This window comes from Pseudarthrobacter sp. SL88, from assembly GCF_026672455.1.
Lineage (GTDB): Bacteria > Actinomycetota > Actinomycetes > Actinomycetales > Micrococcaceae > Arthrobacter.
Window position 1 is genome coordinate 3077062 of the sequence record NZ_JAPPRD010000001.1, and the last position, 26731, is coordinate 3103792.

Consider the following 26731-nt stretch of genomic DNA (forward strand, 5'->3'; position numbering starts at 1 on the left):
TTACTCCGGAATTTCTGTGGTGTGGTGCAGGAGCGAGGCTGCGCTGGCGACTGCGCCGGCAACGTCACCGTCCGCGGGGTAGAGCAGGGTCCGGCCTACGGTGAGGCCTTGGACGCCTGGCAGGGACAGGGCAGCTCCCCAGGTGGCGAAGACTTCGTCCTGGGACCCTGCCGGATCCCCGCCCAAGAGGACGGTGGGCATGGTGGTGGCAGCCATGACGCGTTCCATGTCCGCAACGACCGGCAACTTCATCCAGGTGTAGGCGCTGGTGGAGCCGAGGCCTTCTGCGATGCCAATGGACTTGATCACCGCGTTGGTGGACAGGTCGTTGCGGACCTTGCCGTTTTCACGGACGGACAGGAAGGGCTCCACCATGGCGATCAGCTTCCGCTCCGCCAGCGAATCAATGGCTTTGGCGGTGGCTTCGAGGGTGGCGACGGTGTCCGGGTCGCCCAAGCAGATGCGGGTCAGCATCTTGCCGCCGTCGGCACCGAGTACTTCGAGGGCGGCGGCGGTGTGGCCGGTGAACCGGTCATCGAACTCATTGACCAGGCCGGCCAGGCCGCCGCGGTTCATTGACCCGAAGACCAGCTTGCCGTCGAGGGCACCCAGCAGGAGCAGGTCATCCATGATGTCCGGGGAGGCCAGGACACCGTCAACGGCCGGGTTGGCCAGCGCGATCTGCAGCCGGTCCAGCAGCTGGCGGCGGTCCGCCATGGCCACGGGGTCCGATCCGACGGCCAGCGCGCCCCGGGCGGGGTGGTCCGCGGCAACAATGAAGTTCTGCCGGCCGGCCTTGAGGCCCGGATGGCGGCGGCGGGACTTCGCTGCGCGGGCAACAGCCCCGGGGTCTTCCAGCCGGGTGGTGCTCAGGTGCTCATACCGGCGGGGATCATCGTCGACGGCAGGGCCGGTGGTTACGGGGGTGAGGGTCACAGTCCTGCTCCTTCGGGGATGGCGGCGCCGGAAACGGCGCCCGGCACAGTGCGGCCGCGTTCGGCCAGGAGCGAGGTGACTTCCTCCGGCGTCGGCATCGCGTCGGCGCAGGACAGGCGGGAGGCGACGATGGCACCGGCGGCATTGGCGTAGTCCAGAACCTGTTCGAGCGGCCAGCCGGAGAGCAGGCCGTGGCAGAAGGCACCGCCGAACGAATCCCCGGCGCCGAGTCCATTCAGGGTTTCCACCGGGACTGGTGGGGAGACGACGCGCTCGGTGCGGGTCTTGGCCATGACGCCCTCGGCGCCCAGCTTGACGACGGCGATCTCCACGCCGGCGGCCAGCAGGCGGTCCGCCTGCTCGTCCGGGGTTCCCTCCCCCACTGCGACGGCGCATTCCTTGTCGTTGCCGATGGCGACGGTGACGTGCGGCAGGACCTTGGCGACCTCGGCCCGGGCTTCTTCCTCGGAGGCCCAGAACATCGGCCGGTAATCCAGGTCCAGGATGGTGAACTGCCCCTCGGCGAGCCCGGTACGGGGGCGGGCCTCGTGCGCGGCGATGTGGGCACTGCGGCTGGGCTCCTGGCAGAGGCCCGTGACAGTGGACCAGAAGATCCCTGCATCGCGGATCGCGTCCAGATCCAGCTCTTCGGCTTTGATCTGCAGGTCCGGTGCCGTGGGGAAGCGCCCGTAGAAATAGAGCGGGAATTCGTCCGTGGCGGGCCTGATGGCGCAGAAGGTCACAGCGGTGGGCCAGTCCTGAACCGGCGTCACGAAGGTGTCATCGACGTTGAACTTGTGCAGTTCGCGGTGCAGGTAGGTGCCGAACGCGTCATCCCCGGTGCGGGTGATAACGCCGGTCCGGCGGCCGTGCCGGGCGGCGGCAACGGCAACGTTCGAGGGCGAACCACCCAGGTACTTGCCGAAGGAGTTAACGTCCTCCAGGCCAACCCCGATGTCGTTCGGGTAGATATCAACGCTGATGCGCCCGATCGTAAGAAGCTCATGGGTCACGGTGATCGTGGACCTTTCTGGTGTGGAACGTGGCACCTTCGGAAGGCTGGTGGTCCGGGCCGTAAAGGCCGTGGTGTGGGCCACAGGCACTACTTTGCCCTAGTTCGAATGTCCTGTCAAAGGTTTGTACTGACATACTTACAACATAGTTAGAGCGCACTAATTGTCCGCGCCGTTATTTCTTGGGAACAGCCAGCTCACCCGTGATGTACTGGGCACGTCCGTAGCCGAAGGACCAGTCGCCGGCCGTATTTTCCACATAGCCGATGAAGACATCCTCACCGGCAACGCCCGCTTCGGAGAGCTTCCCTGCGACGGCAGCAAACAGCTTCTGCTTGGCCTCCTGGGAGCGGCCCGCCTGCGTAAAGATCTGGATCATGACCACTCCACCCGTGCGCTCGAATCCCAGGCCGGCATCCTGGGCGAAGATCTGGCCCTTGGGGTGCTCGGTGAGGATGTGGAAGTAGTCGCGCTCCGGGATGCCATACTCGGCGAGAATGGCGTCGTGGATGCCGCGGCTCAGGCGCTGCAGCTCATCCGGGGTGCGGCCTTCATTGACGTCAATGCGAACCAATGGCATTCGAGTTCTCCTTCAAAAAGTTTGTACTGACATACTAACAAACTACGAATTTGGAAAACAAGACCCCTTCCCTTGCATCCGGCGATTCGCAGGCCTATCCTTAATCAACCGAAAGGTTGATCAATGAAAAGGTTGATCACCAAGCAACCCAGATAAGCAAGGACTCCCGATGATCTCCGACAGCACGGCACTGGACTCGGCCTTCCTGGCCCTGGCCGACCCCGTCCGGCGGAGCATCATCGCCAGGCTGAGCCGTGGCCCGGCCACGGTAAATGAACTGGCGGAACCATTCGAGATCTCCAAGCAGGCGGTCTCGAAGCACATCCAGGTACTCGAGCAGGCGCAATTGGTGACCCGCACCCGGGACGCCCAGCGCAGGCCCGTCCACCTGAACCCTGCACGGCTTGAGGCGCTCACAGCGTGGATCGACCAGTACCGGCTGGTCCGCGAGGGTCAGTTCCGCAGCCTCGATGCCATGCTTCAATCCAGCGCCGGGCAACGCGGCGCCAAGGCAAAGGAACAATGATGAGCAATTCCCTGAAGCTTTCCGTCCCCGAAGGCCTGCCCTTCATCGACTACGAGCGCGAGTTCGACTTCCCTGTGGCGGATGTCTTCCGCGCCCACAAGGAACCGGACCTGATCACCCAGTGGCTGGGCCCGCGCGGCATGAGGATGGAAATGGACCACTATGATTTCCGCAGCGGCGGCACCTACCGTTACGTCCACACGGGGCCGGAGGGGGTCCCCTACGAGTTCCGCGGGATCTTCCATACGGTCCGCGAAAATGAGTTCGCGCTGCAGACCTTCGAGTTCGGCGGCTACCCGGACGTGGTCAGCCTGGAGTTCATGACCTTCGAGGATCTCGGCGGCGGCCGGTGCAGGCTCCGCGGCCACTCCGTCTACCCCAGCCTGGAAGCCCGGGACGGCATGGCGCAGTCCGGCATGGAGGGCGGCATGACCGAAGGTTATGAGCGGCTGGACGAGCTGCTGAGCGCCGCCAAGGTCTGACGGGCACCGACGAACGGGCGCGACGGCGGGCCCGCACCTTCGGGCCGCCAACGTTGCCACCCGTCGTCGTCCTTAAACAAAAAAGCGGCGCCGCCTGCCATCCCGGAGGACAGCAGGCGGCGCCGCTTTTGCGTACTGGTGCAGCCTAGAGGGTTGCGAAGACCTCGCGCAGCAGCTTGGCGGTCTCGGACGGCGTCTTGCCAACCTTCACGCCTGCAGCTTCGAGGGCTTCCTTCTTGGCCTGTGCGGTGCCCGCGGAGCCGGAGACGATGGCGCCTGCGTGGCCCATGGTCTTGCCCTCGGGGGCGGTGAAGCCTGCAACGTAGCCAACAACCGGCTTGGTGACGTTGGCCTTGATGAAGTCGGCTGCGCGCTCTTCAGCGTCACCGCCGATTTCACCGATCATGACGATGGCCTTGGTCTCGGGGTCGGCCTCGAACGCGGCCAGGGCGTCGATGTGGGTGGTGCCGATGACGGGGTCGCCGCCGATGCCGATGGCGGTGGAGAAGCCGAGGTCACGCAGTTCGTACATCATCTGGTAGGTCAGGGTGCCTGACTTGGAGACGAGGCCGATGGGGCCCTTGCCGGTGATGTTGGCGGGGGTGATGCCCACCAGTGCTTCGCCGGGGGTGATGATGCCGGGGCAGTTCGGTCCGATGATGCGGGTGACCTGGTTGCCGTCAGCGTCAACCGTGGCCTGGGCCAGGGCCCAGAATTCGGCGGAGTCCTGGACCGGCACGCCTTCGGTGATGACGACGACCAGGCCGATGCCTGCTTCGATGGCTTCAACGACGGCAGCCTTGGTGAATGCCGGCGGCACGAAGACGATCGAGACGTCAGCGCCGGTCTCCGCAATGGCTTCCTTGACGGTGCCGAAAACGGTGATTTCCTTCTCGCCGTGCAGCACAGTGGTGCCGGCCTTGCGGGCGTTGACGCCACCGACGATGTTGGTGCCGGCCTTGAGCATCAGGGCGGTGTGCTTGGTGCCTTCGCCGCCGGTGATGCCCTGGACGATGACCTTGGAGTCCTTGTTTGAGGTAGATAGACATGGTGCGTCCCTTTACTTAGCTGCGTTGGCGAGCTCGGCGGCCTTGTCGGCGCCCTCGTCCATGGTGGCGGCCAGGGTAACCAGCGGGTGGTTGGCCTCGTTGAGGATGCGGCGGCCTTCCTCGACGTTGTTGCCGTCGAGGCGGACTACCAGCGGCTTGTTGGCGGTGTGGCCCAGTTCGGCCAGCGCACCCACGATGCCCTTGGCGACGGCGTCGCAGGCGGTGATGCCGCCGAAGACGTTGACGAACACGGACTTGACCTGCTCGTCGCCCAGGATGACGTCCAGGCCTGCGGCCATGACCTCGGCCGAGGCGCCGCCGCCGATGTCCAGGAAGTTGGCGGGCTTGACGTTGCCGTGGTTTTCACCGGCGTAGGCAACGACGTCCAGGGTGGACATGACCAGGCCTGCACCGTTGCCGATGATGCCCACTTCGCCATCGAGCTTGACGTAGTTGAGGTCCTGCGCCTTTGCCTTGGCCTCGAGGGGATCAGCGGCGTCCTTGTCCTCCAGCTGCGCGTGCTTGGCGTGGCGGAACTCGGCGTTCTCATCCAGGGAGACCTTACCGTCCAGGGCGACGATGTCACCGGCACCGGTCTTGACCAGCGGGTTGACCTCCACCAGGGTGGCGTCTTCCTTCTTGAAGACATCCCAGAGCTTGAGGATGACATCGGCGACCTTGCCGCGCAGTTCCTCAGCAAAGCCTGCGGCTGCGACGATTTCGTCAGCCTTGGCCTGGTCGATGCCGACGGCGGGGTCGATGGCGATCTTCGCCAGGGCCTCGGGGCGTTCGACGGCGAGCTGTTCGATTTCCATGCCGCCTTCAACCGAGCACATGGCCAGGTAGTTGCGGTTGGCCCGGTCCAGCAAGACGGAGAAGTAGTATTCCTCAGCAATGTCCGCACCCTGGGCGATCATCACCTTGTTGACGGTGTGGCCCTTGATGTCCATGCCCAGGATGTTGGTGGAGTGCTCAAGTGCTTCGTCTGCGGACTTTGCAACCTTGACGCCGCCGGCCTTGCCGCGGCCGCCAACCTTGACCTGTGCCTTGACGACGGTTACGCCGCCAATCTTTTCGGCAGCTGCTTTTGCTTCTTCAGGGGTGTACGCCACGATGCCGGCCAGCACGGGTACACCGTGCGCCTCGAACATATCGCGCGCCTGGTATTCAAACAGGTCCACGGTTTAGTGTCCTTCTACGTCGAAGTAGTTTCTATACAGCCGGACACCATCGAAAGACGATGACCGGGCTGCGGAATGCACGCACGGGCGGCCTGTTGGAAACGAGCCACGCGGCGTTGTTGCTCCATGGGGAACTCTAGTCCTTTGGAAGGACGGAGCCGTCCCAGAGTACCGCTTATGTGAGTAACGACACTATTCTATGGGGCGTAGAAAAACCGCGGAATTACGGGGTTTTTGGGGCATCGGCGGGCGCCGTTGCGGTGCCGGGCGCGGGGGCGGAAATCAATTCATACTTCTGCGGGGAGACGAAGAAACCCACCCCGGCCGAGACGTTTCCGCATGCCACGCCACCGTTGTAGGCCGAGCAGCGCAGGCCGTTGCGTTCCAGGTTCTGCCCGTTGGCCAAAGCGCGTACCTGGAGCAGGGGCCCGTCCTTGCTGCCGCCCGGCCCGTAAGTGGCTTCGGTCTGTGTGACGCCGGAACGGCATTCCCCGTAGCGGGCAGCGTCCGGCGTCAGCAGTGCCACGCCGCCCAGGTAGCCGAGGTTGGTTCCCGCGCAGTCATCCTTGACGTCCCCGCGGGCTGGCTCGGCGTAGGTGGCGAGCTCGCATTGGGCCACGGGGACAGTTGCGAGTTTATTGTTGGCGGTGTCGCTGAAGCTGTTTTCTTCGTAGGGAAGATTGACGTGCTCCCCCCGCGCCGAGGTGAGCGAGCAGACGATACTCCGGTCTTCAGTGGCAAAGGACAGGACGTCCTCCCCACCGCCGGAAAAGTCCTCGGGGTTGGCCAGCGGGGCCTGTTCGAGCTGCGCCATGGGTGCCAGCGGCGCCGGCGGGACGTAGTCAGGATCCTCAGTGGTGACGCTGCACGCCGTGGCGGTGAGCAGGAGTGTCACAAGGGGCAGGGCGGCGAGCATCCCCAAAGCAGTCCGTCGCATGGGCTCCATTATGCTCCATGGCGGAATCAGGCGGACGACGGCGGGAGCACACCTTCCTCGACGTCGGCGGCAGCCGCTGCGGGGGTCGGCGGACATCGCCCGGGCTACTGGACCTCGACCTTGGTCAGCGGAGCGTAACGCAGCAGCAGGCGTTTCTCGCCGACGTCGAACTTCACCTTCGCCACGGTCTTGTCACCGGCACCCTCAAGCGCCAGGACGGTTCCATTGCCGAAGCTGGTGTGGTTGACCTTGTCCCCCACGTTGACGGCGATAATTTCCTTCTGCGGCTGGACCCTGTTCCGGGCGATGGCCGCGGGAACGTCGGCGTTGAATCCTGCCGAAGGATCGGCGGCGGCGCCGCGGGAAGTGCCCGCACCCCAGAAGGAGCCGCTGTAGCGGCCGGAACTGATCGATCCCCCGCCCCAGGCAGCCTGCCGGCTGGTACCCTCGCGCTTCCACTCCAGCAGTTCCGATGGGATTTCCTCAAGGAACTGGCTTGCCGGGTTGTATTGGCTCTGGCCCCACATGTTGCGGACTTCGGAGCGCGTTACGTAGAGGCGTTTGCGGGCCCGGGTCAGTCCCACGTAGGCCAGCCGGCGTTCTTCGGCCAGTTCCTTCGGATCAGTGGCGGACCGCTGGTGCGGGAACAGGCCGTGCTCCATGCCGGTCAGGAACACCACGGGGAACTCAAGGCCCTTGGCAGTGTGCAGCGTCATGAGGGTCACCACGCCCAGCCGCTTGGCTTCCGCGACGGCGGCGTCAATGTCGGCGCCGGGGGCATCGGGGATCTGGTCGGCATCAGCCACCAGCGACACCTGCTCCAGGAACGCTCCCAACGATCCTTCAGGGTTCTCCTGTTCGTACTCGCGGACCACGGCCACGAGTTCGGCGAGGTTCTCCACCCTGGACTCGTCCTGGGGGTCGGTGCTGGAACGCAGGCCGGCGAGGTAGCCGGTCTGTTCCAGGACTGCTTCGAGGGCGGCGGCAGCACCGGAACCGGCCGCTACCTCGGCGAGGTCGTCCAGGAGCTTCACGAAGCCCAGGACCGCGTTGACGGAGCGGGTGGCCATGGCGGGAGCCTGCTCGGCGCGGCGGGCAGCGGCCATGAAGGAAATCCGCTCACGGCTGGCGAGCGCCGCGACTGCCCCTTCGGCGCGGTCGCCGATGCCGCGCTTTGGTTCGTTGAGCACCCGCCGGAGGTTGACGTCGTCGTCCGGGTTGACCAGGACGCGCAGGTAGGCGAGGGCGTCCTTGATTTCCTTGCGCTCGTAGAAGCGGGTGCCGCCCACCACCTTGTACGGCAACCCCACGCGCACCAGGACATCCTCAATGGAGCGTGACTGGGCGTTGGTGCGGTAGAAAATGGCAACGTCACCGGGGCGGAGGTTGTCCTCGTCCTGGAGCCGGTCGATTTCCTTCGCGATGAACTGGGCTTCATCGTGTTCGTTTTCACCCACGTAGCCGATGATCTTGTGGCCTTCGCCCTCGGCCGTCCACAACCGCTTTTCAGGGCGGTTGGGGTTGCGGGAGATCACCGAGTTGGCGGCGCTGAGGATGTTTTGCGTGGAGCGGTAGTTCTGCTCCAGCTTGATGGTGCGCGCCTCGGGGTAGTCCTTTTCGAACTCCACGATGTTGCGGATGTCTGCCCCGCGGAAGGCATAGATGGACTGGTCCGAGTCGCCCACTACGGTCAGTTCCGAGGCGCCGGGGCCCTCCCCCACGATTTCGCGGACCAGTGCGTACTGGGCGTGGTTGGTGTCCTGGTATTCGTCCACCAGGACGTGGCGGAACCTCCGCCGGTAGGACTCCGCGAGCGCCGGGAAGGCCCGGAACATGTAAACGGTCTCGGCGATGAGGTCGTCAAAGTCCATGGCGTTGGCCTGGCGCAGCCGCTGGGTGTACCCCTTGTAGACCTCGGCGACGGCCTGCTCGAACGGGTCGTTGTAGTTCGCGTCCGAGGCGTAGGAATCGGCGTCGATGAGCTCGTTCTTCAACGCCGAAATCTTGTGCTGGATGGCTTTGGGCGCAAACTTCTTGGGGTCCAGGTCCAGGGCCTTGGACACCTGGGTGACCAGGCGCAGCGAGTCCGCCGCATCGTAGATGGAGAAGTTGGATTTCAGGCCCACGTTGGCGGCCTCCTGGCGGAGGATGCGGACGCAGGAGGAGTGGAACGTGGAGATCCACATGATCTTGGCGCGGCCGCCCACCAGCGCTTCGATGCGTTCCCGCATCTCCGCGGCGGCCTTGTTGGTGAAGGTGATCGCGAGGATTTCACCGTGGTGGGCGCGCCCGGTGGCGATGAGGTAGGCGATCCGGTTACTGAGCACACGGGTCTTGCCCGAGCCTGCACCGGCAACGATCAGCAGTGCCGTTCCGGCGTGCTTGACCGCTTCCTCCTGCTGGGGATTCAGGCCCTCCGTCAGCTTGGCGGGATCCAGGCGCCTGCCGTGATGCTGCCCGGACTGGTGCTGCCCTGCGTGCTCGTCAGCGGCATGGCCGCCGGACGCCGAACCACCGGGCCCGGCCGCGGTGGCCACCCCGTCGGAACGGGTCCTTGTGTGGGTGGCAGATGCGGGGGCGGCCTTGAACGGTCCGTCAGAGTACGGGTCAAACAACATATCCATGGTGCCTACAAGTCTAGGCGGTGGGACCGACACCCACTCCCGGCCTGTGGATGAGGTGCCCCGGAGAGCCTGGAACGGCTTACGCTACCGAGCCTGATTCGAGCGCGGCACGCAACTCGCGCACCGCCGTCGTGCCCCCGGCCATGAACCACTCCAGGCCGTTGACCTGCACGGTGTCAACGGCTCCGCCGGCGGCGCGGACAATTGCCTTGCCGGGCAGCCAGTCCCATTCGGGGCAGCTGTGCTGGAACCAGCAGCCGAGCTGCCCGTCCGCCACCCTGCCCAGGTCGCAGGAGCCGGATCCGAGCATGCGCAGCGCCGCGGCGGAGGTTGCCGCTGCGTGCCAGGGCATGGCGCAGAGCGGGTCCATCAGCCAATTGGGGTGGATGTACGTGGCGGCGCCCAGTTGGGCGGCCGGGGTGGCGTTGCGTTCCCCGTGGTTGTCGCCGTACACGGTGATGGTGTCGACGTTCAGCGTGGTCTGCCGGTCGCTGCCGCCCAGCCACAACTTGTCCTCCTCAGGCTGGAAGATGGCCCCCAACTGGACGTCATGCTCATCCTTGAGCGCAATGGCCGAGCACCAGTACGTGGAGCCGTGCAGGAAGTTGTAGGTGCCGTCCACGGGGTCGATGACCCAGGTGCGGCCGCTGCTGCCCTGCACGGAGGCGCCTTCTTCGCCCAGGATGCCGTCCCCGGGCCGGCACCGCTGCAGCTGGGAGAGGACGTATTCCTCCGCAGCGTGGTCCGCGGCCGTCACTACGTCGGAAACGGAAGTCTTCTGCCGGGACTGCAGTCCTGCCATCCGCATGAGGAGCGCCAGTTGCCCGGCTTCGCGGACCAGTGCCGCAGCCAGTTGGTAGTCGTCCAGTGCAGGGTCAAGTACAGCTGCGCTGTGTCGGCCAATGGTCATGGCTTCAGTCTATGGGGCGGAATAATGGAGCCATGGCCAAAACCCCTGCCCAGCGGATCAAGAAGCACGGTGCAAAGGCTGCCGTGCCGCAGCACCATCTCCCGCCGGTGGTGAACCCCACTACCGCGCGCACGCCCGAGAAAGCGCAGAACAACAGCAACCTCATCCTGATCGCCGGTGTGGTGGCCAGCCTGTTCCTGTTCTGGTACCTGCACCTGCTGACCATGGACCAGCTCACCCAGCTCTCTGTCGACAAACCCATGCCTGACTCCCTGGTGGGCGGCTTCGATCCGGCGTACATCGAGGATCTGCGCGGCGCCATGAATGACGACGCGCGCGGCCAGCTCAACTACGTCCATAAGACCGCCGGCATCCTGTTCCCGCTGATCTTCGGCTTCACCTGGCTGCTGCTCATCGGCACCAATGTGGCCAAGAAGACTCTGCGCTGGGTGCTGTGGGCCCTGCCGATGCTGTTCGTCGTGGTCCGGCTGTGGGCCAACGTGGCGATTGACGCTCTGATGGGGCCGGATGCTCCCGACGCCGGCCAGGTGGCCCTCGCGTCCGGCCTCACGGTGGCGGGCTGGGTGCTGCTGGTCCTGAGCCTCCTGGCCGGCGCTGCCGCGGTGGTTATCGGGACGCGGAAGCGGAAGGCAGCGACGGCCGCCTGAGCCCATCCGTTGCTCCGTAGCTGCCCTTTTGGACACCCGAAACGGCAGTTACGGAGCAATCGATGAAGCCCGCAGGCTTTTCCGGTGCCTGTGGACCCGCCGTGCAATGACGATGCCCGCGGTTGCCATGCCCACCGTGACCGGATAGCCCATCAGCCGTTCCAGGGTCCCTGGTTCGGGAATATCCATTCCGGTCAGGCCGCCGGTTGCCAGCGCCGCCAGGGAGACGGCCCCGCAGGCCAGGAGGAACCAGGCCATGCGGGCCTTCCGCAGCCACAGGACGCCCAGCACCAGCAGCGCCGCGGCGCCGGTGAGGAAGTACGTGACGGCACCGACGAAGTGCCAACCGGAGCCGGCGTCCTCCGGGACGAGCCCCACCACCACGGTTCCCGCCCCTGCCGCTGCCGTCAGCACCCGCACCGCGGCCGCCGCGAACCATGGCCTGCGCCGGACCGGCTCAACCCGGGCTCCGGAACGGGCGGCGACGCACAGCAGCCCGGACGTCAGCAGCACCGCGCCCAGCAGCATCCCCAGCCCCTGCACCACGAACGAGGCATTCATCAGCCAGTTCAACGGCGAACACACCTGGCGGCCATCGTAGATACCGCAGTTCAGCGCGCCAAGGTCGCTGATGTAGCCGGTGCGCAGGTCGTAGGGGCGCGGACCGGCCCAGGCCATGACCACGGCGGCCTCCGCCGCGAAGTACTGGAGAACGCTCAGGACGGACCACGCGCCGATGTACTGCCGGGTGGACGCTGTGTCCGGTATGAAGGTGGCAGCCGGAGCGGCCGACGGGGCAGGACTCATGCCTTGAGCGTAGTACGGCTCTGTACCTTGTATGCTGGTATGCGTGTCCGTCCGGACCGGCGCCGCCGATCCTCAGGATGCCTGCCCTCGTAGCTCAGTGGATAGAGCACGGCTCTCCTAAAGCCGGTGTCGTTGGTTCGATTCCAATCGAGGGCACTTGAATTTCGCGTCCCCGGCGTTCGACCTTCGCGCCTACCTGCTCGGCCCCGCCGGTGCACCGGACGGGACAGTGGGACCGGGACGCCCCGGCCGCTGGACCGTCGAACGGGACCTGTTGGACCGGGCGGCCGGCACCCGCGGAACCTTTTCCGGCGTCGTACTTTTCACGCCAACGCCCGACGCCGGCCTGGACCTTCGCGAGGAAGGCACCATGCGATGGCCCACCTTCACCGGCCCCGCCACCCGCGACTACATGCTCAGGCCCAGCGGCCGGCCGGACGCCCTGGACGTCTTTTTCCCGGACGGGCGGCCGTTCCACCGCATGAGCTTCGCTCCGGAGGCCAACCTGGACAACCACTGGTGCGATCCTGATACCTACCGCGTGGCTTACACGTTCGAGGGCCCGCACCGGTTCAGCTACAGCTGGGACGTGGCCGGGCCTCACAAGGACCTGCTCCTGACCTCGCACCTGACCCGGAATGGGGACTCATGAAGCACCGGATCGTGGTGTCCGCCGTCTGCGTTTTTGACGACGCCGGCCGCCTCCTCACCGTCCGCAAACGCGGCACCACCATGTTCATGCACCCTGGCGGCAAACCGGAGCCCGGGGAGACGGCCGTGCAGGCGGCGGCCCGCGAGCTGGAGGAAGAAGTGGGCATCGTCATCGATCCTCGCCAACTCCGGCTGATGGGCGTATGGATTGCCGATGCCGCCAACGAAGCCGACACGGATATTGAGGCCACGGTGTTCATGGCGCCCGGGACGTGGCAGGCCCATCCTTCAGCCGAGATTGCGGAGATCCGCTGGCTGGACCTTGCCGGCCGGGACGGAGCCGTTTCGGAAGCCGTTGGTTCGGAAGCTTCCGGGCTGGGTGCCGGCGCTCCGCTTCCGGGCGACCTCGCACCGTTGCTGACGGACCACATCCTGCCTGCGCTGGCCGCTCCCGGTGCCACCCCGCCGAGCCCTTAATCCCGGACGGGCTGCTAGGGCTCGGGGACGGCTTCTGCGGCAACGGCGGTGGCCTCGGCGAACTGCGTCCGGTACAGCTCCGCGTAGCGGCCCCCGGCGGCCAGGAGCTCGGTGTGCGTCCCGCGTTCCACGATTTGGCCGCCCTCCACCACCAGGATGGCGTCGGCCGCTCGGACGGTGGACAGCCGGTGCGCAATAACCACGGCGGTCCTCCCCTCCAGGGCGGCGCCAAGGGCTGCTTGCACAGCGGCTTCGCTCGTGGAGTCCAGTGCGGCGGTGGCTTCGTCCAGGATCACCACCCGGGGCTGGGCGATAAGGAGCCGGGCGATGGTCAGCCTCTGGCGTTCACCGCCGGAAAGCCTGTAGCCGCGCTCCCCCACCACCGTTTCCAGCCCGTCCGGCAGCGACCTGATCATCGTCTCCAGGCGTGCTTGCCGAAGGACGTCCCACATGTCATCGTCCGTCGCGTCCGGGCGCGCAAGCCGAAGGTTCGAGGCGATGGTTTCGTGGAACAGGTGGCCGTCCTGGGTGACCATTCCCAGCGTGTCGCGGAGGGAATCGAACGTGGCGTCCCGGACATCCATCCCGGTTCCCGGCAGGGTGCCGCCCAGCCGCACCGCGCCCGAGTCGACGTCGTACAGCCGCGACAGCAGCTGGGCGATAGTGGACTTGCCGGCGCCGGATGAACCCACCAGCGCCACCGTCTGGCCCGGCTCCACCCGGAAGCTGACACCGTGCAGCACTTCCTCGCCGCCCCTGGTGTCCAGGGTGGCGACTTCTTCGAGCGAGGCCAGGGAGACCTTGTCCGCCGACGGGTACGCGAAGCGGACGTTGTCGAACTCAACGGACACCGGCCCGGCCGGAACCGGGAGAGCGTCCGGCTTCTGCTGGATGAGCGGCTTCAGGTCCAGGATTTCAAACACCCGTTCGAAGCTGACCAGCGCGCTCATGACTTCCACCCGGGCGTTGGACAGCGCCGTGAGCGGGGCGTAAAGCCGGGTCAGGAGCAGCGCCAGGACCACCACGTCGCCGGGGGCCAACTGGCCGCCCAGAGCAAGCCAGCCGCCCAGTCCGTACACCAGCGCCAGCGCGAGCGCGGAGACCAGCGTCAAGGCCGTGACGAAGGTGAACTGCAGCATGGCCATGCGGACGCCGATGTCACGGACCCTGCCTGCGCGGGCAGCAAACTCGCGGGATTCCTCATCCGGGCGGCCGAACAGCTTGACCAGTGTGGCACCCGGCGCGGAGAACCGCTCCGTCATCTGGGTGCCCATGGCGGCGTTGTGTGCGGCGGCTTCCCGGCGCAGGTCTGCCAGCTTGGAACCCATGCGCCGGGCCGGGATAAGGAAGATCGGCAGCAGCACCATGGCGAGCACGGTCACCAGCCACGACGTATTGAGCATTACGGCCAGCGTCAGGACCAGTGCCACAGAGTTGCTCACTACGCCGGAGAGGGTGCCGGCGAAGGCGGACTGCGCCCCGATAACGTCATTGTTGAGCCGGCTGACCAGCGCTCCCGTCCGGGTGCGCGTAAAGAAGGCAATGGGCATGCGCTGCACGTGGTCGAACACCCGGGTGCGCAGGTCCACGATGACGCCTTCGCCGATTGTCGACGACAACCAGCGGGTCAGCAGCCCCACGCCGGCCTCCCCCACAGCCACGATGGCGATCAGCACGGCAAGCCAGATCACGGTCCCGGTGGCTGACTTGGCAATGATGGCGTCAACCACCTGGCCGGCGAGCACCGGGGTGGCCACGGCCAGGAAAGCCGCCGCAATGGAAGCGAGCACGAAGGCGATGAGCTTGCCCTTATGCGGGGCGGCGAAGGCCAGCACCCGCTTCAGGGTTTCCTTGGAGAACGGCTTGGAGCCGCTCTTTGCGGTGCTGATGTTGTAAAGCGAGCTCCAGGCCACGCGGTCCATACTCATGCTTATTTCTCCTGGCCTGCAGTGTGGTGGAGCTCCCGGACCGTGCCGTTTTCGAGGTGCCACCGGTAGTCGAGTCGGACGTTTTCCAACAGCCGCCGGTCGTGGGTGACCAGCAGCAGGGCTCCGTCGTAGCTTTCAAGGGCCTCTTCCAGCTGCTCAATGGCCGGAAGGTCGAGGTGGTTGGTCGGTTCGTCCAACACCAGCAGGTTCACACCGCGCGCCTGGAGCAGTGCCAGGGCCGCCCGGGTCCGCTCCCCCGGAGACAAGGAATCCACGGTCCGTGAGGTGTGGTCCGCCTTCAGGCCGAACTTTGCCAGGAGCGTCCGGACGTCTGCGCTGTTCCAGTCGGCCAGGACCGCTTCCACGGCGTCGCCCAGCGGCGAGCCGCCGTCCAGCAGCCCGCGGGCCTGGTCAATCTCGCCGACGGCGACAGTGGCACCCATGGACGCGTCGCCGTCGTCCGGTGCCTGGGTTCCCAGCAGGAGGCGCAGGAGGGTGGATTTCCCGGCACCGTTGGGCCCGGTGATCCCGATGCGCTCGCCGCCGTTGAGCTGGAGGCTGACCGGTCCCAGCGTGAAGCTGCCCTGGCGTGCCACTGCGTTGCGCAGGGTGGCCACGACGGCGCTGGAGCGGGGAGCCTGGCCGATGCTGAACTGGAGCTGCCACTCCTTCCGCGGTTCTTCCACCGCGTCCAGCCTGGCAATGCGGGACTCCATCTGGCGGACCTTCTGGGCCTGCTTTTCTGAGGACTCCACGCTCGCGGCCCGGCGGATCTTGTCGTTGTCCGGGCTCTTCTTCATGGCGTTCCGCACGCCCTGGGAGCTCCACTCACGCTGGGTCCGCGCACGGGAAACCAGGTCCGCCTTCGTGGCAGCGAATTCGTCGTATTTCTCGCGGGCGTGCCGGCGAGCCACGGCGCGCTCTTCGAGGAAGGCGTCGTACCCGCCGTCGTAGACCGCCACGGCGTTCTGGGCCAGATCCAGTTCCACAATGGTGGTGACGCAGCGGGCCAGGAACTCGCGGTCATGGCTGACCAGCACCACACCGCCGCGCAGGCCGGTGACAAAGTCTTCCAGTTTGGCCAACCCGGCAAGGTCGAGGTCATTGGTGGGCTCGTCCAGCAGCACAACGTCGAACCGGCTCAGCAGCAGCGCGGCCAGGGCAACCCTGGCGGCCTGGCCACCGGACAGTCCGGTCATCAGGGCGTCGGCGCCCGTTGCCAGGCCGAGGTCGGCGAGGACAGACGGGATGCGTTCGTCCAGGTCTGCGGCGCCCGACGCCATCCACCTGTCGAAGGCCCGTGCGTAGGCGTCGTCCGAGCCGGGAGCTCCCGCACCCAGGGCTTCTGCGGCGGATTCCATTTCAGCGGTTGCCTGTGTGCAGCCGGTGCGGCGGCCGATGTAGGCTGCCACGGTTTCGCCGGACACGCGCTCGTGTTCCTGCGGCAACCACCCCACAAAGGCATCGGCGGGGGCCAGGCTGACGGAGCCGCCCTGGGGCTGGTCGACGCCGGCGAGGAGGCGCAGCAGCGTGGATTTCCCGGCACCGTTGGCGCCCACCACGCCCACCACGTCTCCCGGGGCCACAGTGAAGGAAAGATTTTCGAAAAGCCTGCGGTGGCCGTGGCCGCCGGAGAGGTCCTTGGCAACAAGGGTTGCAGTCATTGATGCGTCCTTTCGCCCGGGTGCATGCGCAGCCGGTCCCATGCCGGAACGGGCCGGCGATGCCGTACGGACAGTCCCGGGAAAGGCACTCCGGGCCGCGGGCATGAAAGAACCCGCTGGTCCGGACTTGGGGGGTGTACGGACCAACGGGCTCGACCATCAAGCATAGTCGAAACACCTCCCGGGGTAAAATCGGCTGTCCTGCGGCACGGTAAAATCGACTCACCATCCGTCCTGCAGAGAGCACTTCATGACCCTTCCCGCCAAGGCGTTCCAGCGCTGGCTGCACGGCATCGCCCCTGACGCCAGCACGGCAGACGTCTGCCGGGTCTCCGGGATCAAGCGGACCACGCTGGCCCAGCAACTGGTACGCGGCAAGGTTTCCGTCTCCACGGTGGTGAGCATCAGCCGTGCGTACAACATCAATCCGGTGGCCGCCCTTGCGGGCTTTGACAGTTATCGCATCCTTGCCGGGCCGCCGCAGCCACCCACCCGGTGTGAGCTGGTCAGCCAGATTTCGACGGCGGACTTGCTGCGCGCGGCGCTGGCACGCCCGGCCATGGACCCTGTGGGCCGCCGGGGCGCTGCGCCACCTGCCCTGAGCCCGGTCCCGCATGCCTCCTCCGTGAAGAACTGGGTGGATGCGATCGACGACGGCGAGGTCCGGCACCGGGTGTCAGCCGCCACCGGGATCGCACCGCAGAATTACTCCGCCCAGCTGACGGCCAACAGGCTGTCGCCGGAACTGGCGGTGGCCACGTCAGTGGCGGCCGGGGTGGGTCCTGCCGGCGGACTGGTAGCCACCGGCCTGGTCACGGAAGAGGAAGCCGGGTGGGCGCCCGGAGCGCGCCAGGAGGCGCTGGACAGCATGTCCGACGGCGACCTCACCGCCCTGGTGGGCGACAGGATGCAGGCATTGGGCAAGGTATTGCGCCGCCAGGAGCAGGACCAGGCACAGACGGAAAAAATTTGGGAGAACCTGGGATGATCACGATCCTTCAATGGACCACTTTGGCGATCTGCGGACTGGTCGCGCTGGCCCGCATCCCCAGTGCGGTGCGGGGTGAAAACAGGTCGCTGTTCTATATTTTCGCCCTGATGACCCTCGCCATCCTGCTCAGCATCGAGGCTCCCTACGTTGCCATCGACCATGCGCTGGGTGGTGTCAACCTGACCAACCTGTTGCTGCGGTTCGTCATCTTCGGTGCCATCTACTTTGTGGGGGTCCGCATCACCAAGGGCTTCGGTGCCGCGAATGCATACCGGCTGATCACGGGTCGGACAGGCATGCTGGCGCTGGCTGCCCTCTCGGCACTGGTAGTGGTGGTGTACCTCCTGATGGACACGGCCGGATCCTCGGCGGGACTGGTGACCGTCTCCGGCAAGGACCCACGCAACGGTTTGTTGGTGGAGTACTACGGGGCCGCGGGGCGGGCCTACCCCGCCTTCGTTTCACTCGTACTGTTCCCGGCGATGGTCCGCGCGGCGCGCAGCCGCCTGCCCCTGCTGGTCCGCATTGCCGCCGGACTCCTGGCGGTGGGCGGCCTGTCGATCGCGCTGACGCTGTTCTTCCCGGTGGTCCCCCCGGAACTGGGGTCGCTGGAGTTCATGGTCAACTACACGGCCGTACTGTGCTTCGTCATTGGCCTGGCACTGATCTGGGCCGCGCGCATCCGCCAGGACAAACGGGCCGGCAGCGGAACGTCATTTACCGAAAAGTAACCAAACTGCCTTTCACAAAATCATTAGAATGTGAAACAATCATGAATGTGTGAAGGTGAGGCACGGCGCGTTTTTGAACGGGGATAAATTCTTGGACGAAGCCCTGCATCGGGGGCCTTCACACGCATTGGGGGGATGAGTGGTGGCGGCCGTTGGGGACCGCCCCCACTCAGCCTATTTAAGGGCCCTTTTCGCAATGCAGGCGCCTCTGCGCCGCGGGCTTCTGTCCAGGCCAGCGGGCTGGCAGGCCACTGAACCTGCAGACCTGGACAATGACCTCCGGGGCATTACCGCACGAAGCGCAGGGTCACCAGCTGGAACGGCCGGAGCTGCAGTTCCGCACCGCCGTCAGCCGCGGACACGCCGGGAGCCTCGGTGGGCCGCTCCAGCAGGTCCGTCACCACAACGTCACGCACGGGGAAATTCGCCGTGATGCGCCCGGCAGTGCGCTGCCCCAGCGACTCATACAGGCGGACCACGACGTCGCCCGAGCCGTCTTCCGCAAGCTTGACCGCTTCAACAACCAGGCCCGGCGTGCCCACCGAGACCAGTGGCTCAACCGGATCGGCCCCCGTGACCAACCGGGGCACAAGGTTGGTCCGGTACCCCTCCTCCACCGCGGCCCCGATATCTGCACCGGGTCGGACGGTAACGGTCAGCTCGTGCCGGCCGCGGTCGGCCGTAGGGTCCGGGAACTTGGGCGCCCGCAACAGCGAGAGGCGCACAGTGGTGGTGGTGCCGCCGTCGGCCTCCCTGATGTTCCTGGCGACGTCGTGGCCGTAGGTGGACGAGTTGGAAACTGCGACACCGTAGCCGGGCTCCCCCACGTGGATCCAGCGGTGCGCGCAGATCTCAAACTTCGCAGCTTCCCAGGACGTGTTCGTGTGGGTAGGCCGGAAGACATGTCCAAACTGGGTTTCCGACGCCGACCGGTCGGCACGGACATCCAGGGCAAACCCGAGCTTGAGCAGTTTCTCCCGTTCCTGCCAGTCCACCGATGTGGTGATGGCCAGGGACGGACTGCCCGGAGCGAGGGTGATGCGCTGGGTGACCGGCGAGGTTCCGGCCAGGCGTTCCACCACAACAGTGGCGCCATCAGGCCCCTCCTCCAGCCGGATCGATTCCGCGCCGGTCAAGGCAGTGACGTTGCGCCGGTAGAACTCATCAATATCCCAGGCGTCCCACTCGTTGGGGGTATCCCGGTGCAGCTCCAGCAGGTTGCCGCGCTGTCCCGGTGCTATGGCTTCGCGGCCGGAGGCATAGTCCTGCAGGGATGCCACCAGGCCGTCCGCGTCCAGGACCGCCCGGATCACGCCGTTGTCCAGGACGAATCCGCCATCCCCGCTGCTGGCCCGGACTGTTCCGCCCCGGTCCGACGGCTCGGCGGCGGCCATCGCCGGAACTCCGTTCCGGGCATGCGGGGCGGCGTTGAGCAGGAATGTCCGTTCCCCTGTTCCCAGCGCTGCCGCGGCGGCCTGGCTGATGATGCCTTCCAGGGCGGCCTCGATGGCCTGGTAATTGCGCTCGGCGTCCTGGTGTACCCAGGCAATGGAGCTGCCAGGAAGGATGTCATGGAACTGCTGCAGCAGGACCAGCTGCCAAAGCCGCTTCAGCTCAGCTGCCGGGTACTCGAAGGCGCCGTCGGTGCGGACGGCGGCAGTGGCACACCACAGCTCGGCTTCCCGGAGCAGGTGCTCGCTGCGCCGGTTGCCCTTCTTCGTGCGCGCCTGGCTGGTGTAGGTGCCGCGGTGCAGCTCGAGGTACATCTCCCCCACCCACACAGGCAAGGCCGCATATTCCTCTTCGGCCTGCCGGAAGAAACTCTCAGCGGATCCGATCCTAACCTTGGGTGAGCCTTCCAGATCTGCGGTGCGGGCGGCGGCACTGAGCATTTCCCGGGTGGGTCCGCCGCCGCCGTCGCCGTAACCGAACGGCACCAGGGACACGGTGCCCCGACCGTGATCCCTGTAGTTGCGTTCCGCGTGCGCAAGCTCGCGGCCGCTGAGCTCGGCGTTGTAGGTGTCCACCGGGGGGAAGTGCGTAAACAGCCGGGTACCGTCGATGCCTTCCCAGTTGAAGGTGTGGTGCGGCATCCGGTTGGTCTGGTTCCAGGAGATCTTCTGTGTCAGGAACCAGCGGCTTCCCGCGGACTTCACGATCTGCGGCAGGGCGGCGGAATAACCGAATGAGTCCGGCAGCCACGCCTCCCGGCACTCGACGCCGAACTCGGACAGGAAGAACGATTTTCCCTCAATGAACTGCCGCGCCATCGCTTCGCCGCCGGGCATGTTGGTGTCAGACTCCACCCACATGCCGCCCACCGGAACGAACTGCCCGGCGCGGACCTTCTCCCGGATCCTGCTGAACAGTTCCGGATATGACTCCTTGATCCAGGAGAGCTGCTGGGCGGAGGAACACGAAAACACGAAGTCCGGGTTCTCGTCCATCAGGGCCACCACGTTGGAGAAGGTCCTGGCGCACTTCCGGACGGATTCGCGTACCGGCCACAGCCAGGCCGAGTCGATGTGCGCGTGGCCGGTGGCCACCAGCTGGTGGGCGGAAGCGTAGGCGGGCTGGGCCAGCACCCCGGCCAGAGCCTCCCGGCCGGCCGCCGCGGTCCCGGCGACATCGTCCGGATCCATGACGTCCATCATCCGTTCCAGGGCCCGGAGGATTTCGTGCCGCCGCGGGAGTTCCAGGGGCAGCTGTTCCATCAGGCCCGACAGCGTCCAGACGTCCTGCTGCAGTTCCCAGACGGTCTGGTTGAGTTCGGCGATGGCGATAGTTCCCAGCCGGTAATGCGGGGCCGTTCCGGCAGTGGACTTGTCACCGTAGGGAGTGGCCGCAAAGGTCCAGTCCTGCGCGAGGTCCGGGTTGGCCGCTGCCTCCACGTAGAAGTCCACCGTCATGCCGGTGCCCAGGAGCTTGAGCGGGATGTACCGGTTACGGGGCGAGACGGCCTTGATGATGGTGCCGTCCGGCCGCCAGGCAATACCCTCGCATTGGAAACCGGGGGTTTGGACGGTGAAGCCGAGGTCAACCACCACTTCGACCGTCGTGTCCGGGCCGGTGCCCCACGACTCGGGTACGTCCCCCTGCAGCCGGAGCCACTTGGTGCTCCACGGTTTGCCCCATGCCGTCCCGTGCTCGAGGGGCTGGAACTGCTGCCGCATCGCCTCGAGGGCGGCTACGGGCTCATCCGGTACGTCCCAGCTGCCCAGGGTCAGGGGCACGGTCCGGCTGTAGACCGCAGGGTCGATACGCTCACGCACAAACCTGGTGAGTCGGACTTCCGTGATCCTGCGGTCGTCATGCAATGTGGGCCCTCTTTAGCGCTTGAAAAAATTGGATCATCGTGTCCATTCGATGGACAAATCTACCCGCTGGTAGCCCTCAAACCAACCCCCTCGCGGCAGGCGCCGAAGGGAGTTGGTGGAGCGTCAGGCGGGCGCGGAGGCAACTGCCGGACTGCTGATCCTGGCGTCCCCGGCGTAGACATTAAGGCTGGTCCCCCGGCTGAAACCGGCAAGCGTCAGGCCGCTGGCCTCCGCGAGTTCCACGGCCAGGCTGGACGGAGCGCTGACGGCAGCCAACACGGGGATCCCCGCCTGGGCCGCCTTCTGAACCAGCTCGAATGATGCCCGGCCGGACACCTGGAGGACGGTGCCGCGCAGTGGCAGGAGTCCTTCGCGCAGGGCCCAGCCCACCACCTTGTCCACCGCGTTGTGCCGTCCCACGTCCTCGCGAAGGCACAGCAACTGCACGCCGCCGTCGTCCTCAATCCGGAACAGCCCGGCAGCGTGCACCCCGCCGGTATCGTCGAAGAGGCGCTGCGACTTCCGGAGCAGGGCGGGCAGGGATGCCAGCACGTGCGCGTCGATTGTGAGGGGGTCCGCCGCGGGGCTGTGGTGCGAGGACTTCCGGACAGCTTCGATGGAGTCCGTCCCGCAGATGCCGCAGGAGCTGGACGTGTAGACGTTCCGTCCCGTCTCCGGCAGGGGGACGTCCGGGCGCAGCTGGGCCTCCACCACGTTGAACGTCTGGACACCGTTTTCGTCCTCGCCGGCGCAGAAGCGAAGGGATACCAGCTGGTCCGGGGTCCAGATCACACCCTCGGATACCAGGAAGCCGGCTACCAGGTCGAAGTCGTCGCCAGGGGTCCGCATGGTGACTGAATAGGAGAGGCTGCCCAGCCGGATTTCCAGCGGTTCCTCCACTGCCAGGACATCCTCGCGGTAGCGGACCGGAAACTCCAGCGCCTTCGGCGAGCCGTCCAGGACATACTTATGCACCTTGCGGCGCTGCGTCACGCGTCCCATTGACCGTCCTGCCTGTTCATGTCTCCATCATCGCACTGCAGTGTGCCTGCCCGGCCAGCCCCCGGCTCAGCCGAGAAGGGCGCTCCAGTCCACTGGCCCGGCGGGGCCGGCCTTCGCCGCCGTCCGGGATGTCCTGCTGCTGCGCGGTTTGGCCTTGGCAGGATCCGCCGGGGCTGGAATGGGCGGGCCCCACGGCAGCGCGAACGCCGGTACCGGCTCTCCCAACTGCACGCCGTGCGGCGGAACCACCATGACGCCGTCGGCCGCGGCAAGCCCGCGCATCATGCCCGGGCCGGTGTGCTGGGCCGGCGACGCCATCCCGTACAGAAGCCGGAACGGCATGAGGCGCGTGCGTCCCGGATCCGGGTCTATGAGGGTACCGGAGGCCACCTCCTGCACCTCCGGCAAGCTTCCGTGCCCCAGGGCGGCCAACAGGGGCGCGCCCACGGTAAAGAGCGCCATCATGGCGGCGAGCGGATTGCCGGGCAGGCCCAGGACGAACCGGCCGTCGGGGAGTTCGGCCAGCACCACCGGGTGCCCGGGCCGCATGGCCACTCCGTCAACCACCAGGCGGCCGCCCAGTTCGGCAACGGCGCGGCGGAGATGATCCGTGCCGGAGCGGCCCGTTCCCCCGGTGGTAATGACGACGTCGGCGGGGAGCCCGGGTGCGCCAGGGCCGTCCGGGACCACGTCCTCAAGGGCCGCGAGCCATTCCCCGTAGGAGTCGCCGATGCGCTGCTGCCCGCCCGCTATACCGCCGAGCATGCCGACGACGGCCGGCAACTGATGACCGAATGTGTCCCGGACCTTCCCCGGGGCAGGCAGGCCTTGCACCACCACCTCGGACCCGGTCAGCAGCAGGCGTACGAGGGGTTTGCCCTGGACCTGAAGCTCGTCGTATCCGGCAAGTGCGGCGAGTGCCAGGTGCGCCGGGTTCAGGGTCACCCCCGCCGGGACAAGGGTGTCCCCTTCATGTGCTTCTTCGCCGGCTTTTCGCACGTGCTGGCCGTTTCGCGGTTCACCGGGACGGGCGGTTCCACCCGCTTCAAGGACGGGAAGCCCGTCCTCGTCCTCGGCGAGGACGGCACTTTCGCTGCGAAGGATCCCCTTGCCACCTGGCGGGATGAGTCCGCCGGTAACGATCGGGCTGGCCTGGTGCGGCGCCAGCCGGGCTCCGGCTTCCACGGGGATCCATGGCCCGGACCCGTTGACTGCCCAGCCGTCCATGGCCGAGGAAGCGTAGTGCGGCATGTCCTGGAGCGCAATGATGTCCTGCTCCAACCTGCGGGCCTGGGCCTGGTCCAGCGGCACCGGACCGGGCGGGATGGGCGTTGCGGCGTCAAAGGCGGCCTGGCGTGCTTCCGCCCATGTGTGAGCCAGGTGATGGTGGCCGTGGCCCTGTTCCTGGCCGGTTCCGGCCTGGCCTTCGTCGTTCTGCTCCTGCGGTTGTTCCTGCAGTTGTTCCCGCGGGTTTCCGTGGCCGTGGTCGTGGCTGTGGTCGTGCCCTGCGGGGGATGCTGCTTCCTGCCCGGGTGCTTCTGTCATTCGCCGGGAGCCCCGGCGGCTTCAGCGTCATAGTCGGCAGCCAGCGTGCGGGCGACGGCGAGGGCCTTTTCCATGGCCGCGGCATCCGTCGAACTGCCGGAGTGCGAGGCCAGGCCCGCGGCGAATCCGGCGATGAAGGTGGTCAGCGGGGCGGCGGGACGGACCACTGAATGCGCCGCCACACCGGCAAGGGAAAGGATGGCATTGATGTCCACCTGGACATCTTCAAGCTCGTAGGCCTGGAGCAGCGACCTGCACCACTCCTCCAGTGTTTCGTCCTGGCTCTTCACCACGTGCCTCCAAAGTTAACTGCGGCCGCGCCCGGCCCCGTCCACGTCCTCCACGTCCGGGCTGCCGGCGGCAATCCCCAATGCGGCGGCATCGTCCCACGTGTCCACATCTGCCGTGTAAGCGGCCGGAACGGCGACAAGCTGCACGTCCAGACTAGCAAGGAGTGAGCGGACTGATCCGTTGACCAACCGGCCTGTGGCAGCCATCCCGCGGGCGGACTTTTTTAGCATGTCCGTGCTATAAATTCCGGCCAGCGGCTGCATCCGCCCCACACCGTTTTCATCCGCGGCAAAGGCCACATAAGACCCCGCCCCAAGCCCCGTGGACAACTCATGCAGGAGGGTCCGCACAGCCCCGGAAACCAGGGGCATGTCACAGGCCAGGACGAGGGTGTGCGGAGCGCCGGCCCCCGCCCGGTCCAGGACATCCAGGCCCGTGGCGATGGCCGCTGCGGGGCCGGCGAACTCCGGCTCTTCACGGCACGTGAGCACTCCGGGAGGCAAAGGTCCGGGATCCGGGCCGACAATCACGGTGGCCCGGGCTCCCTCAGCCGCAGCCAGGGCCCGGCCAAGGAGGGTGGTGCCGCGAAACAGCAGCCCCTGTTTCGGGACGCCGCCCAGCCGCGAGGATCGGCCTCCCGCCAGGATGAGGGCATCAAAGGCCGGCACGTCGTCTTGCATGGTCCAAGCGTAGCCAGTGCCGGACGCCCTTCGGACAGTCCAGGCACTCGGCAGGTCAGGCGGTCAGGCGGTCAGGCCAGGCGGCCAGCGCAGGCAACACGTCAGGACCGGCCAGACAAACAGCGCACCTTACGCGGCCCGCTCCGGCAGGAGGAACGGGTCCCACGCCGGCGTGGGCTTTTCCAGTTCCTTGATCTGCCAGATGGTGCCGTGCGGCGGTGCCGGCTCGAATCGCAGCTTCCAGCCCATTTCAGCGGGCGTGTGGTCGCCCTTAACGTTGTTGCAGCGCAGGCAGGCTGCCACCAGGTTCTCCCAGGAGTCCGCCCCTCCCCGTGACTTGGGGTGCACATGGTCGATCGTGTGCGCCGCTTTTCCGCAGTAAGCGCACTTGTGCCCATCGCGTCTCAGGACGCCGCGCCGGCTGACGGCGGTGGCATGGTTGTATCTGGGCCGGATGTAGCGGTTGAGGAGAATCACGGAGGGGCGGCCCAGGATTTCCTGCGGACCCACAACGGGATCCTCGCCCTCGGCAACCACGCTTGCCTTGCCCGTGAGCACAAGCACCAGCGCCCGGCGGAAAGTAATAACCGCCAGCGGTTCATATCCAGCATTCAGAACGAGAGTGCGCATGCACGTACCTCTTCACGGCCGCACCCGTCAGGGGCACGAGGGCCGGCTGCCCTCGGCATGTCCGGGCTATGGATCGACACCACAAGAGTAAACAAAGAAATGCAGGATCAGCTAATCACGGCACACCCTACCGTCAGGAACGGCCGCCGGGGCGCACCGCCCGTGAACGGCAAAGGACCCCGGCCGCGTGGGCAGGGGTCCTTTCACTCCGAGGGGCGGCCGTACCGGCCAGCCCTCGCGGGGGGATCAGTTGACGCGGATGAAGACCGGTCCGGAACCGACGTTGGCGCTGAAGACCACGGTCTGGTTGCCGTTGTAGCCGCCGTGCACAGCCTGGCCGTTGCCGGCGTAGACAGCGATGTGGGCCATGCCGGCGCCGCCGTCGGCGTAGTAGATCAGGTCGCCGGGCTGGGCCTCGGCAGCGCTGACGGTGCGGCCAAGGGAAAGGTAACCGGCGGGCCAGTCGTGGAAGTTGATGCCCACGGCAGCCAGTGAGTTGGTGACGAGCATCGTGCAGTCCTGGTTGACGCCGAGCTGGGCGTAGGCTGCGGAAAGGATTGCTGCGCCCTTGCCGCTGGCAGACGCCTGGGGTGCAGACGCTGGCTGCGCCGTGACTGTAGCGGTGACCTTCGGCACTGCAGCCGTCTGGGCGGTGGCGGCCTCGGCAGCCGGAGCCGGAGCGGCTTCCTGGACCTCAACCTCGGGCTCTGCCTCAACCACCGGAGCCGGGCTGGTGCTGACGGCCGGCTTCTCGAAGGAGATGTTGATGGTGGACGCCGCGGAGATCGGGGCTTCAACGGCTGATCCAACTTCAAAGGCGGATGCAGGAGCGGAGTCGCGCTGGATGTTGGTGTCAGCTGCGTTTGCGGCGATGCCGCTGGTCAGGACCAAGCCCGAGGCTGCGGCGATAACCGCTGCCTGGCGCCCAACGCCGCCGGCGTTGCCGCCGACAGCCTTGGCGATGATGGCGATTGAGTTGGTCTTGGTGACTTCGGCGCGATGCCGTGCGGTAGCACGAGTCGTCATCAGTTCTCTCTTTCGTTGTCCCCGGGCCTGTAGGCAACACGGGGGTTATGGACGCGCCGGCATCTTGGGGGTACGCCGGCACGTC

Annotated in this window: 24 protein-coding genes, 1 tRNA gene and 1 pseudogene; 8 read left to right on the forward strand and 18 right to left on the reverse strand. The window is 66.6% G+C overall.

Translation table 11 applies throughout. The features are described from left to right. The 3 genes from OVA06_RS13885 to OVA06_RS13895 all read right to left on the reverse strand — a co-directional run bounded on the left by OVA06_RS13885 (position 1) and on the right by OVA06_RS13895 (position 2529). Positions 1 to 936: a Cgl0159 family (beta/alpha)8-fold protein gene (locus OVA06_RS13885; RefSeq protein WP_268159092.1), complete on the reverse strand. Its 936-nt coding sequence runs from the start codon at positions 934 to 936 to the stop codon at positions 1 to 3. After that, on the reverse strand, positions 933 to 1949 hold the full coding sequence (gene iolC, locus OVA06_RS13890) for a 5-dehydro-2-deoxygluconokinase (RefSeq protein ID WP_268159094.1): 1017 nt from the start codon (positions 1947 to 1949) through the stop codon (positions 933 to 935). The genes OVA06_RS13885 and iolC overlap by 4 nt, the downstream gene beginning before the upstream one ends. A gap of 175 nt (positions 1950 to 2124) precedes the next feature. Then, positions 2125 to 2529: a tautomerase family protein gene (locus OVA06_RS13895; protein ID WP_268159096.1), complete on the reverse strand. Its 405-nt coding sequence runs from the start codon at positions 2527 to 2529 to the stop codon at positions 2125 to 2127. Positions 2530 to 2698: 169 nt separating this feature from the next. Between OVA06_RS13895 and OVA06_RS13900 the strand changes: the two genes are divergently transcribed. Then, on the forward strand, positions 2699 to 3055 hold the full coding sequence (locus OVA06_RS13900) for an ArsR/SmtB family transcription factor (protein ID WP_056083829.1): 357 nt from the start codon (positions 2699 to 2701) through the stop codon (positions 3053 to 3055). Further along, on the forward strand, positions 3055 to 3537 hold the full coding sequence (locus OVA06_RS13905) for an SRPBCC family protein (protein WP_268159098.1): 483 nt from the start codon (positions 3055 to 3057) through the stop codon (positions 3535 to 3537). Before OVA06_RS13900 ends, OVA06_RS13905 begins: the two co-directional genes overlap by 1 nt. Positions 3538 to 3682: 145 nt before the next feature. On the opposite strand, the pseudogene sucD reads toward OVA06_RS13905, so the two are convergent. The 5 genes and pseudogenes from sucD to OVA06_RS13930 form a co-directional block, all read right to left on the reverse strand. Beyond that, positions 3683 to 4586: pseudogene (gene sucD / locus OVA06_RS13910) on the reverse strand (succinate--CoA ligase subunit alpha). 11 nt (positions 4587 to 4597) lie between these two features. Further along, positions 4598 to 5767 (reverse strand): ADP-forming succinate--CoA ligase subunit beta, encoded by a 1170-nt coding sequence (gene sucC / locus OVA06_RS13915; RefSeq protein WP_015936150.1) that lies wholly within the window; start codon positions 5765 to 5767, stop codon positions 4598 to 4600. Positions 5768 to 5990: 223 nt separating this feature from the next. Continuing rightward, positions 5991 to 6713, reverse strand: coding sequence for a hypothetical protein (locus OVA06_RS13920; RefSeq protein WP_268159101.1), 723 nt, complete (start codon positions 6711 to 6713; stop codon positions 5991 to 5993). A 95-nt stretch (positions 6714 to 6808) separates the two neighbouring features. After that, the gene (pcrA, locus tag OVA06_RS13925; protein WP_442793582.1) at positions 6809 to 9322 is read right to left on the reverse strand and encodes a DNA helicase PcrA; all 2514 of its coding nucleotides are present in this window, start codon (positions 9320 to 9322) and stop codon (positions 6809 to 6811) included. An 85-nt stretch (positions 9323 to 9407) separates the two neighbouring features. Beyond that, a complete protein-coding gene (locus OVA06_RS13930) occupies positions 9408 to 10238 on the reverse strand; it encodes an inositol monophosphatase family protein (RefSeq protein WP_268159105.1) in 831 nt (276 codons plus the stop codon). A 32-nt stretch (positions 10239 to 10270) separates the two neighbouring features. On the opposite strand from OVA06_RS13930, the gene OVA06_RS13935 reads away from it, so the two are divergent. After that, complete coding sequence (locus tag OVA06_RS13935) at positions 10271 to 10906, forward strand: hypothetical protein (protein ID WP_056083812.1); 636 nt, start codon at positions 10271 to 10273, stop codon at positions 10904 to 10906. Positions 10907 to 10954: 48 nt separating this feature from the next. Here OVA06_RS13935 and OVA06_RS13940 read toward each other — a convergent pair whose 3' ends face one another. Further along, positions 10955 to 11713, reverse strand: coding sequence for a DUF998 domain-containing protein (locus tag OVA06_RS13940; RefSeq protein ID WP_268159108.1), 759 nt, complete (start codon positions 11711 to 11713; stop codon positions 10955 to 10957). An 83-nt stretch (positions 11714 to 11796) separates the two neighbouring features. Here OVA06_RS13940 and OVA06_RS13945 point away from each other — a divergent pair. From OVA06_RS13945 to OVA06_RS13955, 3 genes are all read left to right on the forward strand, one after another. Beyond that, a tRNA-Arg gene (locus tag OVA06_RS13945) sits at positions 11797 to 11869 on the forward strand. A gap of 1 nt (position 11870) precedes the next feature. After that, positions 11871 to 12365, forward strand: coding sequence for a DUF6314 family protein (locus tag OVA06_RS13950; RefSeq protein ID WP_268159110.1), 495 nt, complete (start codon positions 11871 to 11873; stop codon positions 12363 to 12365). After that, on the forward strand, positions 12362 to 12841 hold the full coding sequence (locus OVA06_RS13955) for an NUDIX hydrolase (protein WP_056083806.1): 480 nt from the start codon (positions 12362 to 12364) through the stop codon (positions 12839 to 12841). Before OVA06_RS13950 ends, OVA06_RS13955 begins: the two co-directional genes overlap by 4 nt. 14 nt (positions 12842 to 12855) lie before the next feature. Here OVA06_RS13955 and OVA06_RS13960 read toward each other — a convergent pair whose 3' ends face one another. Then, complete coding sequence (locus tag OVA06_RS13960) at positions 12856 to 14769, reverse strand: ABC transporter ATP-binding protein (protein WP_268159112.1); 1914 nt, start codon at positions 14767 to 14769, stop codon at positions 12856 to 12858. Positions 14770 to 14771: 2 nt separating this feature from the next. Continuing rightward, positions 14772 to 16433, reverse strand: a complete 1662-nt coding sequence (locus OVA06_RS13965; RefSeq protein ID WP_261620664.1) for an ABC-F family ATP-binding cassette domain-containing protein — start codon at positions 16431 to 16433, stop codon at positions 14772 to 14774. Positions 16434 to 16683: 250 nt separating this feature from the next. On the opposite strand from OVA06_RS13965, the gene OVA06_RS13970 reads away from it, so the two are divergent. Next, positions 16684 to 17421 (forward strand): hypothetical protein, encoded by a 738-nt coding sequence (locus OVA06_RS13970; protein ID WP_056083797.1) that lies wholly within the window; start codon positions 16684 to 16686, stop codon positions 17419 to 17421. Further along, on the forward strand, positions 17418 to 18155 hold the full coding sequence (locus OVA06_RS13975; protein WP_261620665.1) for a hypothetical protein: 738 nt from the start codon (positions 17418 to 17420) through the stop codon (positions 18153 to 18155). The genes OVA06_RS13970 and OVA06_RS13975 overlap by 4 nt, the downstream gene beginning before the upstream one ends. Before the next feature lie 287 nt (positions 18156 to 18442). Here the strand turns inward: OVA06_RS13975 and OVA06_RS13980 are convergent, their stop codons facing one another. The 7 genes from OVA06_RS13980 to OVA06_RS14010 form a co-directional block, all read right to left on the reverse strand. Continuing rightward, positions 18443 to 21472, reverse strand: a complete 3030-nt coding sequence (locus tag OVA06_RS13980; protein ID WP_268159115.1) for an alpha-mannosidase — start codon at positions 21470 to 21472, stop codon at positions 18443 to 18445. Between the two features lie 123 nt (positions 21473 to 21595). Further along, on the reverse strand, positions 21596 to 22474 hold the full coding sequence (gene fdhD / locus OVA06_RS13985; protein ID WP_261620667.1) for a formate dehydrogenase accessory sulfurtransferase FdhD: 879 nt from the start codon (positions 22472 to 22474) through the stop codon (positions 21596 to 21598). A 66-nt stretch (positions 22475 to 22540) separates the two neighbouring features. Continuing rightward, positions 22541 to 24019 (reverse strand): molybdopterin molybdotransferase MoeA, encoded by a 1479-nt coding sequence (locus OVA06_RS13990; RefSeq protein ID WP_268159117.1) that lies wholly within the window; start codon positions 24017 to 24019, stop codon positions 22541 to 22543. Continuing rightward, positions 24016 to 24309 (reverse strand): DUF6457 domain-containing protein, encoded by a 294-nt coding sequence (locus tag OVA06_RS13995; protein WP_056084187.1) that lies wholly within the window; start codon positions 24307 to 24309, stop codon positions 24016 to 24018. The genes OVA06_RS13990 and OVA06_RS13995 overlap by 4 nt, the downstream gene beginning before the upstream one ends. A 15-nt stretch (positions 24310 to 24324) precedes the next feature. Beyond that, positions 24325 to 24990, reverse strand: a complete 666-nt coding sequence (mobA, locus tag OVA06_RS14000) for a molybdenum cofactor guanylyltransferase (RefSeq protein WP_268159120.1) — start codon at positions 24988 to 24990, stop codon at positions 24325 to 24327. Between the two features lie 129 nt (positions 24991 to 25119). Continuing rightward, the gene (locus OVA06_RS14005) at positions 25120 to 25620 is read right to left on the reverse strand and encodes an HNH endonuclease (protein WP_056083784.1); all 501 of its coding nucleotides are present in this window, start codon (positions 25618 to 25620) and stop codon (positions 25120 to 25122) included. 246 nt (positions 25621 to 25866) lie between these two features. Next, on the reverse strand, positions 25867 to 26646 hold the full coding sequence (locus OVA06_RS14010) for an NlpC/P60 family protein (RefSeq protein WP_268159122.1): 780 nt from the start codon (positions 26644 to 26646) through the stop codon (positions 25867 to 25869). Between the last annotated feature and the right edge of the window lie 85 nt (positions 26647 to 26731).